The 17069-nt window shown below is 52.3% G+C and carries 11 protein-coding genes; 10 read left to right on the top strand and 1 reads right to left on the bottom strand.

Annotated features, from left to right (window positions below; translation table 11 throughout):
• The first annotated feature begins 84 nt into the window (after positions 1-84).
• From K7P01_RS19505 to K7P01_RS19550, 10 genes are read left to right on the top strand one after another with little or no spacing between them, the layout of a single operon-like run.
• Positions 85-5211: a tandem-95 repeat protein gene (locus tag K7P01_RS19505; protein WP_267296165.1), complete on the top strand. Its 5127-nt coding sequence runs from the start codon at positions 85-87 to the stop codon at positions 5209-5211.
• 8 nt (positions 5212-5219) lie between these two features.
• Positions 5220-6227 carry a PorP/SprF family type IX secretion system membrane protein gene (locus K7P01_RS19510; protein ID WP_267296167.1) on the top strand — a complete coding sequence of 336 codons (1008 nt, stop codon included), beginning with the start codon at positions 5220-5222 and terminating at the stop codon, positions 6225-6227.
• Positions 6221-7531, top strand: coding sequence for an OmpA family protein (locus tag K7P01_RS19515; protein WP_267296169.1), 1311 nt, complete (start codon positions 6221-6223; stop codon positions 7529-7531). The genes K7P01_RS19510 and K7P01_RS19515 overlap by 7 nt, the downstream gene beginning before the upstream one ends.
• A 38-nt stretch (positions 7532-7569) precedes the next feature.
• Positions 7570-9792 (top strand): GumC family protein, encoded by a 2223-nt coding sequence (locus K7P01_RS19520; protein ID WP_267296171.1) that lies wholly within the window; start codon positions 7570-7572, stop codon positions 9790-9792.
• Between the two features lie 14 nt (positions 9793-9806).
• Entirely contained in the window at positions 9807-10574 is a 768-nt protein-coding gene (locus K7P01_RS19525) for an FkbM family methyltransferase (RefSeq protein WP_267296173.1), read from the top strand.
• Positions 10575-10595: 21 nt separating this feature from the next.
• The gene (locus K7P01_RS19530; RefSeq protein ID WP_397311127.1) at positions 10596-11951 is read left to right on the top strand and encodes a flippase; all 1356 of its coding nucleotides are present in this window, start codon (positions 10596-10598) and stop codon (positions 11949-11951) included.
• The gene (locus K7P01_RS19535) at positions 11952-13163 is read left to right on the top strand and encodes a glycosyltransferase (RefSeq protein WP_267296177.1); all 1212 of its coding nucleotides are present in this window, start codon (positions 11952-11954) and stop codon (positions 13161-13163) included. It begins immediately after the preceding gene.
• Entirely contained in the window at positions 13153-13290 is a 138-nt protein-coding gene (locus tag K7P01_RS19540) for a hypothetical protein (RefSeq protein ID WP_267296179.1), read from the top strand. Before K7P01_RS19535 ends, K7P01_RS19540 begins: the two co-directional genes overlap by 11 nt.
• A gap of 4 nt (positions 13291-13294) precedes the next feature.
• A complete protein-coding gene (locus tag K7P01_RS19545; protein WP_267296181.1) occupies positions 13295-14773 on the top strand; it encodes an O-antigen ligase family protein in 1479 nt (492 codons plus the stop codon).
• Between the two features lie 48 nt (positions 14774-14821).
• Positions 14822-15502, top strand: coding sequence for a TolC family protein (locus K7P01_RS19550; RefSeq protein ID WP_267296183.1), 681 nt, complete (start codon positions 14822-14824; stop codon positions 15500-15502).
• Here the strand turns inward: K7P01_RS19550 and K7P01_RS19555 are convergent.
• Positions 15499-17037, bottom strand: a complete 1539-nt coding sequence (locus K7P01_RS19555; RefSeq protein ID WP_267296185.1) for an ArnT family glycosyltransferase — start codon at positions 17035-17037, stop codon at positions 15499-15501. The two genes, K7P01_RS19550 and K7P01_RS19555, sit on opposite strands and share 4 nt — an antisense overlap.
• Positions 17038-17069 lie beyond the last annotated feature (32 nt).

A 17069-nucleotide genomic window follows, 5' to 3' on the forward strand; every position in this document is an offset into this window, starting at 1 on the left:
TAAGAGTTACAAATAGAATTTTGCCGGAATACAGTACCGATATATTTGTTATTTTTGTCGGTCTTTAGTTGGAATATGCGTTTTTTGCCAAAAACATTACCTTTACTGCTCACCCTCGTCACCTCTGCCGTATTCGGCCAGCTGGTCGCGCCGGGAGACAATGCTTCTACGCCCGTGGGCGTGGCAGTGACATTCAATATCGCCACGAACGATATCGAAGCCAATAATAGTGCAGATCCTGCCACGATCGATCTTGATCCAAGTATATTTTCTCCGGGTGCCCAAAAAACGGTCTCTAATAGTGATGGTGACTATTCCGTAACAGACACCGGTGACCTGACCTTTACACCGGCGGCTGGTTTCTCAGGCACAGCATCCCTTTCGTATAGCATCAGCGGCTTTCTGCTACCGGGTCAAATCACTATTACGGTGATCAACAGCGCACCCGTGGCAAACGATGACACGGGGGTGGTTGCCGAAGGCGGGCAAGTAACGATCCTCATTCTTGAAAACGATACCGACGATGCAATCGGCATTGACCCCGGCACGGTTGACCTCGATCCGGGTCGCTCAGGCCGCCAGAATGATAACAGCACGGAGGCTGGCGAGTGGAGTGTCAACAGTCAGGGCGAATTGACGTTCGAAGGCGACAATGATTATTCAGGTACGGCGACGCTGACCTATACCGTACGCGACACCGAAAACGAGCTCTCGAATATCGCAACGGTTACGATTACGGTAAACGCGGTCAACAGCCCACCGGTTGCGAATGACGATGCCGGCCAAACGGCAGAGGAGAGCAACGTGACGATCAACGTTGTACAAAATGATACCGATAACGAAGGACCGGTAGATGCGGGCACGGTCGACCTGATTGTATCCACAGATGCCATCGATCAGAGTACGACGACGGATGCCGGTGCATGGAGCGTCGATAATAATGGGGTAGTATCCTTTACGCCGGTCACAAACTTTGTCGGCCCGACCACGCTGGCGTATACGGTGCGCGATGCGAGCGGCGCTACTTCTAATCAGGCTACTATTACGATTACGGTAAACAACGTCAACGATGCGCCGGAGGCAAGGGACGATGCGGCGAGCACCAATGAGGAGACCACGGGTACGGTGGACGTTACAGCCAATGATACGGATCTTGATGGTAATGGTACCATTAATAAAGGCTCGGTCGACCTAAATACGGGCACCGTCGCGATCGAGAACTCCCATACGACTGACCAGGGGAGCTGGTCGGTGAACGGCAACGGCGTTGTTTCTTTTACGCCCGTAGCGGGTTTTACAGGACAGGCATCTCTTACTTACCGCGTGAGCGATAACAGCGGCGCGGCGTCAAACATTGCCACGATTACTTTTACGGTGATCGGCGTGAACGATGCACCGCAGGCTCGTGGCGACAATGGCACTACGCAGGAAGAGACGGCCGTCACGATCAACGTTCTCGAGAATGATACAGACGATGGCACCCTCAACGCCAATTCCGTCGATCTGAATACCGGCTCGCCGGGCATTCAAAAATCCAACAACACAGACCAGGGTAATTGGAGTGTCGACAATGTCGGAATAGTGACGTTCACCCCGGCGAAAGATTTTACCGGTACTGCTTCCATCACGTATACGGTAAACGATAACGACGGGGAGACCTCTAATGTGGCGACCATCTCCGTTACGGTATCCAATGTGAACGATCTGCCGTTGGCGACCAACGATGCTTTCTCTACGGACGAGGATCAGGAGGCAACGTTTAACATTCTGACGAACGACCGCGATGTCGACGGTTCCCTGCAACCTTCTACGGTGGACCTCGACCCATCATCGGCGGGTATCCAAAATACGGTGGATGTCGCCGGGGGTACGATCAACACCGTGAACTCGACAGGCACGATCCGGTATGTACCCGCTAAAAACTTTTTCGGTACGGTCACCGCACAGTATACGGTAGCGGACAATGAAGGTGGTGTCTCCAATGCGGCCACGATCACCATTACCGTCAGCGCAGTGAACGACCCGCCCGTGGCAAACAACGATCTGGCGGCTGCCGAAGAGAACGAAACTGTAACGGTTAATGTGCTGGAGAACGATATCGATATTGACGGTTCGCTGAACATTGGCTCGGTCGACCTGAACACATCACAGACCGGTATCCAAACGTCGATCACGACAAGCGCGGGGATCTTTACGGTTAACAGCAGCGGTGTGGTTACGTTCGACCCGAATGAAAACTACAATGGCATTGCCACGACCACCTATACGGTGCGCGACAACGCGGGGGCTACTTCGAACGCCGCGACGATCAGCATCAACGTTAATTCCGTGAACAGTGTGCCCATCGCCGCCGACGATGCGGTTACTACACCGGAGGATACACCGGTGCAGCTCAATGTCGTGCAGAACGATCGTGATCCCGACGGTACGATCAACGCGGCTACTGTCGATCTGGACACCGGTACTCCCGGCATTCAGAACTCCCTTACGACTGACAACGGTACGTTTACCATTCCTGCATCGGGCACGGTCCGGTTCACCCCCGCGCAGGATGTCTTTGGGGTAACGACGATTACCTATGCCGTCGACGACAATGTCGGCGCGACTTCCAATGCTGCCAAGATCACGGTTACGGTAACGTCTGTAAACGACAAGCCTGTGGCGGTGGCCGATGCGGCCTCTACGCCTGAGAATACAGCGGTTACAATCACGATCCTGGCGAATGACAAAGACGTTGAAGGTACGCTCGATCCTACGAAGATAGACTTGAATACGGCCGCGACGGGCATTCAAAATACAGTGACCGTTACCGGCGGTACCTTTGCGGCGAATAGCGCGGGTGTGGTAACCTTTACGCCGACGAATGGTTATAGCGGCAAGGCCACTACCAATTATCGCGTGAGTGACAATGAAGGGGCGGAATCTAACGCGGTGGCGATTACCGTTACCGTTAATTCCGTGAACGATGCCCCGTTGGCCAACAACGATGCGGCGACCACCAAAGAGGATGTTACGGTTACGATCCGGGTGCTTGACAATGATGAAGACGATGATGGTTTGAATACCGGTTCGGTCGATCTGAATCCGTCGACTGCCGGCATTCAAAATACATTTACTACTGCCGGACCCGGCGGTACGTTTTCGGTCAACGGCAGTGGGGTGGTGAGCTTTAAGCCTTCCGAGAATTATACCGGTACGGCTGTTGCAAGCTACACGGTGAGCGATAATCAGAGTGTGGTGTCGAATGTCGCCACGATCACAGTAACGATCGAGCCTCAGAACGATGCCCCCGTGGCCAAAGACGATGCCGCTACTACCAGCGAAAACACTGCTGTTACGGTGAGCATCATCGCCAACGATACGGACGTGGACGGTACAATCGATCCGGCCACGGTCGACCTGAACACCTCACAGGCGGGTATACAGGGGAGCTTTACGAACACAGGGGGTACCTTTACGGCCAATGCCAATGGATCTGTGGTCTTTACGCCAGCGCCCAACTTCAGTGGGTCGACCACGGCCAACTACCGTGTGAACGACAATTCGGGCGCGATCTCGAACACGGCTACCATCACGATTTCCGTTGACGGCATCAACGACCCGCCGGGCTTTGACCAAATTCCCGATCAGTTTGTGTTGGAAAATTCGGCAGCACAAACTATCACCATTACCGGGGTAACCAAAGGTACCGGTGAAGATGCGCAGCAGCTGACGTGGTTTGTCTCTTCGGGTAATACCAACATCGTCTCATCGCCCACCATTACCTATAATGGTACGGGCAAACAAGCGACGCTTAAATACAACGTCGAGCCAGATGCTACGGGCACAGTGGTTGTCACGGTAAACGTGGTTGACAATGGCTCGAATGTGTCGCCGAACCAGAATTCGTATACCCAGACCTTTACGGTCAATGTTGTCGAAGTAAACTTTACGTCGACGCCTGTCACGGTGGCGGTTCGCCAGACGCCGTATGTATACGACATTACCATCACCGACGTAGACCCGACGTTGACGATCGCGGCGGCGCAAAAACCGGCCTGGGCGACGCTGACCTCTACCGGTAAAAACAAGGCTCGTTTGAGTGGTACGCCAGGGGCCGACGTTCCCGCCAGCAGTGTCGTGACGCTGCAGATTAAACAAGGCAGCAAGGTGCTGGCTACGCAGGAGTTTACGCTGAAGGTAAACCGCCGGCCGGTTGTACAGCCCGTGGTTGTGACGTTAGAGGAGGACCAGTCTAAAGCTTTTGAAGCAGCTGCCTTTACGGGTGCATTCACTGATCCGGATCAAGGCGATGTGCTGGCCGAAGTGCAGTTCCCGGTTATGCCGCGGCATGGGAATTTGTTGTTGAACGGAACGGCGATTACGCCGGCTACGCGTATCGAGGCTTCATTACTTCCGAATGTGGTATACCGCCCGGCGCAAGACTTTGTCGGCCAGGATACGCTGTATTGGAAGGCCAGCGACGGCATGAGCTATAGCCTTGACAGCGCTCGGGTGGAGCTGACGGTTACGCCGGTGAACGATGCTCCCGTCATCTCTGACCTGGAAACAGAACCGTTGGAGCACGAGATAGCGGAAGAAACGCCGCAACAGATCACCAAGACTTTTACTATTACCGACCCGGATAACACCACGTTGGCCAGCGCGGAGATTGGCTTCCGTTTGCAAAGCTTCGATTTGGAAAAGGACCGGCTGGTGTTTACGAATACGGGCAAGATCACGGGGAACTACAACCAGCAGGCCGGCACGTTGTTACTGGCGGGGGAAGCCACGATACAAGAGTATATTGACGCGATTCGCAGCATTCAGTACGTTTACGTCAACTTTGAAGAAATTGAAGACGCGACGAAGAGTGTATACATCAACGTCTTTGACGGCAGCCTTTCCAGTGAGACGAAGGAGCGCCCGATCAAATTGGTCTACACCTTCCAGGACATCGACATTCCGAACGCCTTTACACCCAATGGCGACGGCAGCAACGACGTATGGAAGATCGTTGACGCAGACAACAGCAACCCGGCGCAATACGAACAGTCCAAGACCCGCGTGTACGACAAACGCGGCCGGCTGGTGTTCGAGTCTAACGGTTTTTCGGCGTCGTGGGACGGCACCATCAAAGGTGAAGCATTGCCACCCGATACGTATTACTATACGATCGATCTTCAGTATGGCAATAAACGGTACAAAGGCATTGTCACCATCCTGAAATAATAATTCGCATGAGATTAACGTTTACAGGTATATTTATTTTTGTATTGGTATGGGCTGTCCGGGGACAATATATTCCCAACAGCGGGCAGATGTTCCAGTTCGCGCCGGTGTACAATCCTGCGTTCAGCGGGGTGGAAGATTTTACAGATGTGAAGCTGGGGTATCGTCAGCAAATGACGAGCTATGGCAAGAACTCCCCGAAGTTTGTAAACCTGCTGGCCAATTTCCGGCTCAAGCAGCCGTTGGATATAGCGACGAATACGCTGCGGCCCAGCAACGCCAAGGCGGTATCGCGCCCCGGATTCGCTCCGGCGGGCAAACGCATGATCATTGGCGGGGGCGTGAATGTGTTCAATGAAAAGGTCGGCCTTGTGGAGCGCCTGGGTGGCGGCCTGACATACTCCATGCATTATCCGCTTTCAAAGAAGGTCCGGCTGTCGGCCGGTGTGACGGGTTTGATCGAACAGATCAACCTGGACACGGATGGCATCTATTTGGGCAGGGAACCCGACGCCGATCCGTTCTATGAGTATTTGATGAATGGGTCGTCTAAACAGACCAACCTGAGTGTACGCGGTGGCATGTTGTTATATGGTCAAAACTTTTATGTGGGTGTTTCGTATTTGCCGATTGTGACAAACGTACTGAAAGCATCGGAGGTGAATTTTTCATCGTCATATTATCGCGCCACCGGCCAGTTTGGACTTGCGTTGCCAGCGGGTGCGGATTTTGTATTGAAACCGAGCGTGCTGGCCATTATGCAAATGGATAACTCGTTTTTGATTGACTACAGCGTGAAGGCGGACATCCGCGAACGCGCGTGGGTGGGATTGACATACCGCGATATCAAGGCGGCGGTGTTGCAAGTGGGATTTGATTTTACCCCGGTGATAGGAGCCGGTTATTCATACGAAATGTCTGTAGGCGAATTCAAACAATTTAATGACGGCAGCCACGACCTGGTGCTGTCCCTGCGTCTTAACAATTTCAAAAGCCAGCGTCAGTATACATGGTAAGATCCACGTTTTTCCTGATCGCATGCCTGTCTATGCGCGCATTCGGCCAGGACATAAGCTTCCAGACTGTTCAAAAACTGCCGGGTACGGTAAATTCGGAGTTCGAGGAATCGATGCCGCTGCTTTCACCCGACGGTACGACATTGTACTTCACGCGGTTTATGCACCCATCCAATATTGGCGGCAAGTATTCCGGCACGGATGTATGGGTGAGCACGTTTGACGCTGCCCGTCGCGGCTGGCAGAAAAGCGACAACCGCAAGGTGAGTTTTAACAACCGTGGCAGCCAGGCGGTAGTGGGCATCTCGGCAAAGGGAGACGTGTTGTATTTGCTCAATACGTCGTCGACCAAGAAGGTTAATGGCATCTATTTTTCTAAGCTATTGTCGTCGGGTTGGACCGCTCCTGAATTGGTGCCTGTGGAGGGGATCGATTCGCAGGGTTTTTTCAGTCCGTATGTATCGCCTGATTTCGACGTCATCATCTTTTCCATGAAGGGAGCTGACAGTCGCGGGCAGGAGGATTTGTACGTAAGCATCAAGAATGCAAACGGACAATGGGGCAAACCAAAGAATATGGGGCCTACGATCAATACAAGCGGTTTTGAGATTTCGCCGTTCTTATCCGCAGACAAAAAGCGACTGTACTTTTCCAGCGATGGGCATACCGGCAAGGGTGATGCCGACGTGTTCTACAGCGACCGGATGTACGACAACTGGGAGACATGGTCGACTCCGAAGAACCTGGGTGCGCCGATCAACACGAAAGGATTTGATGCTTATTTTTCCCTATGTGGCGATAGTGTGGCATTTTTTGCCAGCAATCGCGATGGGAAATTCAGCGATATTTACCGGTCCTCCGTTAACAAACAAAAAAGTGTGGTGCCGGTGCAACAAACGGCCCCTGACAACGCTTACCAATCCGTACCGAAAACGGATTCATCGAAGCCCAACGAGGTTTATCTAACGAGCGCTGAAATTCAAGCATTGTTGGGCCTGAAACTTGATACGCGGATCAAGTTTAGTCCGGGATCGTTTCAAGTGGAAGACAATTCGCGCGAATTACTTTTTTTTATAGCCAACAAGGTGGCGTCCCGAAAGGATGTTGCGATGCGGCTGGTGGGATATTCGGACGGGACTGGATCAGAAGGATACGGCCTGGAGCTTGCGCGCATGCGTGCAGCGTCGATACGTGACTTTTTTATCAGTAACGGATTGGAGTATCACACCATTGTTTCGCAAGGAAACGCAGACAGAAATGCCAGTCAAACCGGGTTGGTCGAAATTTTATTTTACAAAAGATAGCTCATTGCTTAAATTGGTACTTTTATAAGGATTTTACTATGGATGTTCTGGTCATTTGGAGGCTTTTGCTGCGGAGAAAATGGATTTTGATACTGGTGCCGACGGTAGCTGCCTCCATCGCCTTTTATTACAAGTTTACGGCAGCCCGGGAGTTTCGGTCTACCTTGCAATTAGCAACAGGGTTTACCGTCAACGAGCAGGTTCGTGTCAGCGACGAACGCTTCAGCTTATACGAAGCGGATGTGAAGTTTAACAACCTGATCGAGTCGATCAACTCGCCGCAGGCTATCGGCCTGTTGTCGTACCGCCTCATGCTGCACGACTTGCAAGACAAGGCCCCCTTCCGTAGTCCCAAGAACCCGGAAACACTTCGCAACAAGGCGTTCCTGGAAATTGCCGAAAAGATATTGCTGGCCAAGGCCGATTCCATGACCATGCTTAACGCCAGCAACGCGGATGAACGCCGCGTGTCCGGCTTGTTGAAAGAGTATGGTTATGATGCCAAGTCGCTGCGGAAAAGCCTGTCGGTGAAGCGCGTGAATTTTACCGACTTTGTCTCCCTGGAGTATTTGTCGGAAAACCCCCGGTTGTCGGCCTTTATGGTCAATACGCTGGCGGACGAATTCCTGCGCTACAACCGCGTTGCCAAAAATGAACGTTCGACCGAGTCGGTGGACTTCTTCAAGGACCTGGTGACGCAGAAAAGAGAAACACTCGACATTTTGGGCGAGAAGATGCGGCAGTATAAAGAGGCGAACAACGTATTGAACATCGAGCTGCAAAGCGCGACCAACATCGATCAGATCAGTGATCTGGAAAAACGTCGTACAGAAGTAGAGTCGGATATCAACCAGTACCGTCTTTCGATCCGCCGCCTGGACAAACAGATCGGGCAGCTGAGCGGCGTCGGCTCAACGGAAAGCCGGGGTGGTGACAATCAGAAGATCGTCCGCCTCAGGAATGCCATAAACGAAATGAATTCGCGCTATATCGCAGGCGGCTCTTCCGACCGGAGGCTGCTGGATTCGATCAAGACCTTGCGCGACCAGTATAGTGAGATGAGCAGCGCGTCCGCCACGACCAGTGGTGACGGCGGCGTAAGCCCTGCCGCCAAGGTGCGCGATCTGATTGAAAAGAAAGCGGAATATGAAACTTCCCTGGAAGTGTCGGAAGCCAGCCTGGCTTCCATTAGTTCGAAGCTAAATGCCCTGCGCTACAATGTGTCGGGTTTAACCAGCAAAGAGGCAATCCTCGCCGATATTCAACGCGAGATCGATGTTGCGACGCAGGAGTACCGCGAAGCGCAGGAGAAGTATAACCTGGCGCAGAACACGGCGAATGCCAGTAACCCGCTACGTATCATTTTGCGCGGCCTGCCGCCGGCGGAGCATGAACCGTCTAAGACAATCGTCGTAACATTGCTGGCGGGTGTAGCCAGTTTCTTCCTGTGTGCTTTCACGATCATTTTCCTGGAGTTTGTTGACACGCGCGTGAAGTCGCCGTTCTACTTCCAGAAGTCCGTGAACATGAATTTGTCGGGTACCCTGAACGTGATCAAGGGCAACACAGACTTTGCCTTCCTGTTCGACAAAAACATTACCGACAACAATCTGCTTACGTTTAAGCAGCTGATCCGTAAGCTGCGCTTTGAGATCGAGCGGCAGAACGCGAAGGTGATCCTGGTGACCAGCATGAAGCAGGGCGAGGGGAAGACCTTTACCATCCTGGGCCTGGCGTTTTCGCTGAGCCTGATTCAAAAGAAAGTATTGATCATCGATACAAACTTCAAGAATACCGCGCTGACCAAATTGTTGGTGAAGTCGAAATTTAAAAAGTTGAAAGGTGCGAATGGCGTGACCGCAGAAGGGGAAGCGAACCAGCTGCTCAGCCACGAGCCGGAAGATGACTTTAGCAAAGAGCGTGACTTTATCTCGCACACGAAATACAAAAACATTCACGTGATCGGCAGCCGGGTAGACAATGATTCTCCGTCGGAGATCCTGTCGGGCCGCGACTTCCTGGGGATGCTTGCCGAATTGAAGATGGTATATGACTACATCTTCCTGGAAGGTGCCGCGATGAATGACTTTCCTGATACAAAAGAGCTGATCGGCTATGCCGACAAAGTAGTTGCCGTATTCTCGGCAGAATCTGTGGTAAAACAGCTGGACAAAGATTCCATCAGCTATCTGAATCAGTTCAACGGCAAGATCGTTGGCGCTGTACTGAACCGTGTAGAAGTAAAAGACCTCGACCTGTAACCCCCTATCATTCCATGGATTCGCGCGAATCGATTATCCGGCAGTCAAAATTTCAGCGAGTATTACAGTATATTGAAAAGTTTGGCTTCTTTACCGCTATGCGGCTGGTGCTCTCTCTGAAAATGGGAAAGGGCCAGGCCACTTTCAAATATGGTAAGAACGTGTTGTACATACGCAAAGGCACGTCGGACGTGCAGGCGTTCGAGCAGATCTTTTTGCTCGACGACTATGATATTAAGGTGGCGAATGTGTCGCCGCGACTAATTGTCGACGCGGGTGCCAATGTGGGCTATGCGTCGCTTTACTTTGCCAACAGATATCCGGGGGCGACAATCGTAGCGGTGGAGCCGGAGTCGCAGAATTATCAACTGCTTTGCAAAAACACGGCGGGTTATCCCAATATCAAAGCGGTTAAGTCAGCGGTGTGGAATGAAGACACGCATTTGCGCGTAGTAGATCAAGGCTTGGGCTCATGGGGCTTTACCGTAGAGTCTTGCGGTCCGAGCGATCCGGGCGCATTCAAAGCTACGTCTATAGGCACATTGCTGAGCGACACCGGCGAGAGCAGCATCGATATTCTAAAGATGGATATCGAGGGGGCGGAGAAGGAAGTTTTCACCACAAACTACCAACAGTGGTTGCCGAACGTGAGCGTGATGATCGTCGAGCTGCATGACCGGATCAAGGCCGGTACCTCAGACGTTTTTTACAAGGCCATTGAGGGTCAGAATTTCTCGATCCAGGAAAAAGGGGAGAACCTGATCTTGTCGAAGGTACGCTAATCATGAATTCACACACACGGCATGTCCACACAGGGTAAAGGATATTGGCTCAGGTCAGGAGCATACACGATCATGCAACGTTCGTCCATGCTTCTCTTTGGCGTGGGCAGTTTTATGATCCTGACGCGGATGCTGCCTAAAGATGAGTTTGGTATCTGGTCGCTCTTCCTTTCGATTACAACGCTCTTTGAAGTAGCCCGCAACGGGCTGATTCAAAACGCGCTGATCAAATACCTGAATTCAAATGATCGCCCCGATCATCCATCCATTACAACTGCATCGGTATACCTGAATATCATTCTGACACTTATCAGCCTGGTGGCGATCTACTTCCTGGCAGACCTTTCGGCCATGTTGTTCGAGACGGATAAGATCAAGCCTTTATTCTACGGCTATATGCTGATTTCGGTGATACTGGCGCCGTACTCGCAGTTTGAATTTTTACAACAGGCTAACTTCCGCTTTCAGGGTATCTTTGTTTCCACCTTCGTTCGCCAGGGGTTGTTCTTTGTCGGTGTGGTGGTGGCATTTCTGGCAGGCTGGGAAATCACCTTAACATACCTGATACTGGGACAGACCGCTGCGCTGGCTGTAGCGACCATCGTATCGTATTTCTTTACGCGCGACTATCTGGCGTTGGACTATCGCTATCGTGCGGAGTGGATCTGGAAGCTGTTCCATTATGGAAAATATGTATTTGGTACGAATATCAGCGGAAAGATCTTCAGCAGCATGGACCAGATCCTGCTCGGCAGCATGATCTCGACCAGTTCGGTTGCGGACTATAATGCTGCCGTGCGCATTACGATGTTGGTCGATGTGCCGACCAGCTCGGCCGCGCAGGTGGTGTTTCCACAGAGTGCGCGCATCGCCAATCAGAATGACAAGCATGCCTTGCGCTTGCTGTATGAAAAGTCGGTGGCCGTTATTCTGCTTTTTCTGATCCCGTTTGTGATCGGTATATTTTTGTTTCCCAAGTTGATCGTGTACATCATTGCTGGTGGCGCGTATTATGAAACGATTGATATCCTGCGGGTGACGATCTTGTATTCGGTGTTGGTGCCGTTTACGCGGCAGTCGGGCACCATCTGGGATTCGATGGGGCTGCCCCGGTTTAGTTTTTATTTTACCTTGGCCATTGCCCTGCTGAATATTGCCCTGAACTACTTTTTCATTTTGCAGTTCGGTGTGATCGGTGCCGCCTACGGCACGTTTGCCAGCTACTTTATAGGCTTTGTGGGGACGCTGGTGGTGATGCGCCGGATGCTTGGCGTACAGCTGTCGGAGATCCTGCGGTATGTGGGATATTACTTCCGGTATAGCATAACCCTGGTTTCGGAACGGATCAACTCAAAACGCATTAGCAAGACCCTCTAAATGATTACCGGTAAAGACTTTGTTTTTTTTGGCATGCAGTCGTGGGATACCCCCATTGGCAGCAACTGTAAAAATATTGCCATGGAGGTGGCCCGTCACAACCGGGTGCTATATATCAATCGCGCGGCGGACCGTTATTCGTTGTGGCGGGGTGACAAATCCCCCGAGGTAGTCAATCGTCGCCGTGTGATGCGCGGAGAGCTGCCTGTCATGGAACAGCTTTCGCCGAATTTCTGGGTGTATACACCGCCTGTTGTACTCGACTCGGTCAACTGGGTGCGCCCGCAAGCGTTGTTTGATGCCTGGACGAAGATTAACAATCAACGCCTGGGGCGTTCGATTCAGAAGGCCATTCAGCAAGTTGGCTTCCGGGATTTTTACCTCTTCAATGACAACGATTTTCTGCGCGGTCCCCATATTCAGGACGTGTTGAAGCCGGCGGTGACGATCTACTACATCCGCGACTTCTTGCTGGCACAAGACTACTTTAAGCGGCATGGCGAGCGTACAGAACCCGCGCTGATGAAACAAGCCGACGTCGTGGTGGCCAACTCGACCTACCTGGCCAACTATGCGCGTAAATACAACAGACATTCATACTTTATCGGGCAGGGCTGCGACCTCTCGGCGTTTTCGCCGGAGGCCGGGTACGCCATTCCCGACGACATAAAACCGCTCCGGCGGCCGATCATTGGCTATGCCGGCGCGTTGTTGGAATTCCGTCTGGACATTGCCACGATACGTCACCTGGCCGTTAGCCGGCCCGACTGGCAAGTGGTGCTTGTCGGTCCCGAAGACGATGCTTTCCGCCGCAGTGATTTACATGGTTTGCCCAATGTACATTTTCTGGGCGCCAAACCTTTTGACCAGGTGCCGGCGTATATCAACAGCTTTGACGTCTGCATCAATCCGCAGGCGCTCAACCTGAACACGGTCGGCAACTATCCACGCAAGGTAGATGAGTACCTGGCGCTGGGGAAGCCGGTGGTGGCCACGGCCACGGAAGCCATGGAGCTTTTTGCGGGGCATTCGTATCTGTGTGCTGACAAGGAAGCGTATGTTGGCCAGGTCGAGCGTGCGCTTGCAGAAGACGATGCTGACCGCCAGCGTGCCCGCCGGGCGTTTGCGCTGGGGCACACCTGGGAGAACAATGTAGCAGAATTATATCGCGCCATCAATCTGGCTATACCTGAAGCTGTTTATGCGAAATAGTATACCGAATACCCCAAACGATAAGAAGACGGAGCTGTCAAACAACACCAAGCTGCACGCGTCGCTGGTGATCGCTTTTATCGCCACTGTCTATTTGGCCATGTTTGTAAAGATGTTGTTCCTGTAGGCGTATGTTGTTTAAGAAATCAGCCACCGTTCCTAAGAGGAAAGACGCAGGAAGCAGTCACCTGAGACCGCTGATCGGTGCGGCCTTGCTTTCCTGTGCCGTTGCCTGGCTCATGGGGCACCTGGATTATAAGCTCAGCTGGGCTTTTGCCGCCGTGTTTGTGGGGCTGCCGTTCGTGTTCTTTGCCTTTACATTTCCGCGTTTTGGTTTGATGACGGCACTGGGCTTGTCGTACTTTATATTCTTCATCAAGCGCCTGGTTTACAATTATGAGCTGCCGGTGGGATTGGTGGTGGAGGTGTTGCTGATTACGTCGGCGGTGGGTGTGCTGGTGCGCTCGTTTTTGCACGACGAGATGCGCCCCGACTGGTATAAAAACAGAATTACGGTCATGGTGGTGTTGTGGATTGCGTACCTGTTGTTGCAGGCCGTCAATCCGAACATGACCTCCATGAGTGGCTGGCAGCTGGCGTTTCGGGGCATCATCAGCTTTATTGCCACGTATTACATCAGTTTTTACGCTTTCAGCTCGCTGAAGTTTGTGCGTGACTTTACCTGGTTGTGGGTGGGGCTTGCGGCCTTTGCGGCCGCCTATGGTATATACCAGGAAGTGGCCGGCCTGCCGCCGTGGGACTTAAAGTGGGTGACAAGCTCGCCGACGCTGTTTGCATTGAACTTTATTCAAGGCAAGTTCCGGAAGTTCTCGATTCTGGGAAACGTGAGCGCGCAGGGTATCTTTATGGCCTATGCCGCGATTTTCTGCCTGATCATGATGATGGGGCCGTTCAAGGCCAAGATCCGGATATACATGGCGATCTCCGCCGTGCTGATGTTACTGGCCATGGCCTTTTCGGGAACCCGTACCGCCTACGCGCAGGTGCCCGCGGGCATTGCGTTATACGTGTTAATGACGATCAACAACCGGCGCACGCTGATGCTGGCCATGGGCGCGATGGCGGTGTTTATCTTTATTCTGTTTGGCCCGATCTATACGCCGCAGATCATCCGCATCCGGTCGGCATTCTTCCCAAGTGAAGATTCGTCTATGCAGGTGCGTGACAAGAACCGCAGCCGTATACAGCCTTATATCTGGACACACCCCATTGGTGGTGGTATTGGTACCAGTGGCGAGCATGGGCGTGAGCACGCGCCGAACCACGAGCTGGCAGGCTTCCCGCCGGACAGTGGCTACCTGGAAGTAGCGGTAGAGATGGGCTGGATAGGCTTATTGCTGAACATGGCCGTGAAGTTTGTCATCCTGTTTACGGGGGTGCACTTCTTCTATCGTTGTAAAGACCCGGAAGTGAAGATTCTGTATGCCGCCTATATTTGTAGTTTCTTTTCGATCACGGTGGCGCACTTTGCACAGGTGGCGACGGGGCAGCTCCCCAACGGGATGATCTACAATTGTACGTATGTGATCCTGATTAAACTTATTGAATTTGATCGGTCCGATCAATCTTCTTCCTATTTTAGCAGTTAAATTCAAAATGTTCATAGTATGGTAAAACGGTTATTAATCGCGGGGATAATGATAGCACAGGCCGGTGCTTTGTGCCACGCACAAAGTACGGTGGATTATAATAAGATCATTGTTCCGGGCTCGGGAGCGAATTTGAATGCAGAAGAGCGCCTGGTACAAATTGCATGGCGCAATTATCCGGAGAACGAAGCGCTGTGGCATGAGCTTCAGGCAGCGGAAGCGGAAGTTCGTATTCAGCGCTGGTCCTGGCTGAACCAGATCTACGCTCAGGGTAACTTGAACGAGTTCACGATCAATCCTGACAAGGCGGGTGGTACGGCCAACTTCTGGCCCCGTTACAACGTGGGTGTGAACGTACCCCTGGGCAAGTTCATCAGCATTCCCAACGAGACCAGAAAAGCGAAAGAAGCGTACCGCATACGCGAGCTCGATATCAACAAACAGAAACTATATATCCGCCGGACCGTGCTGGGCTTGTATACCCAATACAATTCGCTGTTGGAAATCTATAAGATCGAGAAGTCTGCCAGCGACGATGCAGACGGCGTTTTTCGCATCGACGAACAGAAGTTCAAGAATGGCGAGATCTCGCTGGAAAAATATAACAATGCGCAAGACTACCGCAATGCCAAGAAGTTGAAGGAGATCATGGCGGAGAACGACATGAAGCAAATCAAGTTTCAACTGGAAGAGCTGATCGGTATGCGTCTGGAAGAAGCCCTGAATTAAGGCTTATTACCTGGGACGGCAGAACTGTCTTTCCTGCGAAAGACGGTTCTGCCATCGACAGTTCTCACCTCATCATACTCCCGCACCAGGTGCGGTTCCAGCAGATTGTAGAACGCGTTGTTGGGTAGTTTACGACTGATTATATACCGCGGCTTTTTATCGAGTATACTGCGGATCTCGTTGACAGGATCGATACCGGACACATGCCGGAAGTGATCATCCAGAAAGAACGGCGGGTATGGGAACCGCGTCGGAATACGAGCGCCGGTTAAATAATAGATCACCGGCTGCGCTCCCGCTACAAAGATATAATCTCCCGCTTGCAGGTCTTGCTTTACCAGTGCGGCAATTTCAGCCGAAGCGTCATTCCAATAGGCATTTCCCTCTACCTTGCGAAAATAGAGTGTCATGACGGTTTCTTCGACCACTGGCAGTACCGTTGTCAGCATGACAAATAGCGTCAGGCAGGCCACGGCAATGACCCGTGATGCTTTTTGCAGGTTGCTGTAAAGCGGCGCCCAGACTACAAAAAAGATGATACAAAGGGGCGGCAGCGCTTGTAAAAAATAGTGTGCATAGAATTTTTTGGTAAGGGAGATGCTGATAACGTCCAGTAGCAGCCATGCCCAAAGCACGAGCACTGTCCACTTTTGTGCGTTTGAACGTGTACCGCGCGCGATCCAAAAGAGCGCGGCCACAGCGGAGCCCCACAGTATGAATTGGTCACGGAATTGCAGGTAGAACTTGCCGGCAGTCTTTACGATCGAGACGTCGCCGTGGGTGCGGTGTTGAACGTTTGCGCTGAGGGTGGCCGTAATCAAGTCTTGTAAGTGCCCTTGTGCGTGGAAGTAGTAGAGTATTGCGGCGTTTGGTAACACAAAGCCCAGCAGGAGGAGGGCGCCGACGCGGAGTGTATTGCGCAGTGCTGTAGCGAGCGGTGCTATTAGAAATTGAAAGACCGCGATGCCGAATGCGATGGCCAGGAGGTCAAAGGCCACCAGGTATTTGATCTGAAAAGCAAAGCCCAGTAACACGCCGCCGGTAATTAGCAGCCATGGACGCGAGCGCCAGGTGCCCGTGGTGACATCGACACAGGCGACAATACACCACACGCCGGCGGTAACAAAGGGGATGAAAAAGATTTCGGTGTTGGCGGCCAGTCCTTGATTGACAAGCGTAAAGACAATGTACAGCAGGCCGGGTGCGTACGCAAATGTGCCACTGGCGGGGGCCAGCCGTTGACAGATGCGGTAGAGGAAATAGGCGACAAAGGTGACGGCCAGCACGCACAGTATGCGAATGCCGAGCAGCAAGTCGCCTGCGCCGAAGATTTTGCCCAGGAGGAAACACAGGTACACGCCGGGAGGCTTCTGATCCCAGATTTCCACGTATGGAATGGAGCCATGGCTCCAGGCGTCAGCAATAAGCAAATAGAGGGTTTCATCCCAATCGATTACGGAATAAAAGAACGAATACGCGCGAAGCAACAGGGTGACCAGCAGGAACGACAGCCAGACGAGTACGTTTTTTTTCATTCAAATGATTAAAAGGTAAATCTATTGGTTTT

Source organism: Parachryseolinea silvisoli, from assembly GCF_021190955.1.
Lineage (GTDB): Bacteria > Bacteroidota > Bacteroidia > Cytophagales > Cyclobacteriaceae > Ohtaekwangia > Ohtaekwangia silvisoli.

Coding starts and splice junctions, on each gene's coding strand:
- K7P01_RS19510 (WP_267296167.1), top strand. CDS start 5,220: ATGAGATTAACGTTTACAGGTATATTTATTTTTGTATTGGTATGGGCT.
- K7P01_RS19515 (WP_267296169.1), top strand. CDS start 6,221: ATGGTAAGATCCACGTTTTTCCTGATCGCATGCCTGTCTATGCGCGCA.
- K7P01_RS19520 (WP_267296171.1), top strand. CDS start 7,570: ATGGATGTTCTGGTCATTTGGAGGCTTTTGCTGCGGAGAAAATGGATT.
- K7P01_RS19525 (WP_267296173.1), top strand. CDS start 9,807: ATGGATTCGCGCGAATCGATTATCCGGCAGTCAAAATTTCAGCGAGTA.
- K7P01_RS19530 (WP_397311127.1), top strand. CDS start 10,596: ATGTCCACACAGGGTAAAGGATATTGGCTCAGGTCAGGAGCATACACG.
- K7P01_RS19535 (WP_267296177.1), top strand. CDS start 11,952: ATGATTACCGGTAAAGACTTTGTTTTTTTTGGCATGCAGTCGTGGGAT.
- K7P01_RS19540 (WP_267296179.1), top strand. CDS start 13,153: ATGCGAAATAGTATACCGAATACCCCAAACGATAAGAAGACGGAGCTG.
- K7P01_RS19545 (WP_267296181.1), top strand. CDS start 13,295: ATGTTGTTTAAGAAATCAGCCACCGTTCCTAAGAGGAAAGACGCAGGA.
- K7P01_RS19550 (WP_267296183.1), top strand. CDS start 14,822: ATGATAGCACAGGCCGGTGCTTTGTGCCACGCACAAAGTACGGTGGAT.
- K7P01_RS19555 (WP_267296185.1), bottom strand. CDS start 17,037: ATGAAAAAAAACGTACTCGTCTGGCTGTCGTTCCTGCTGGTCACCCTG.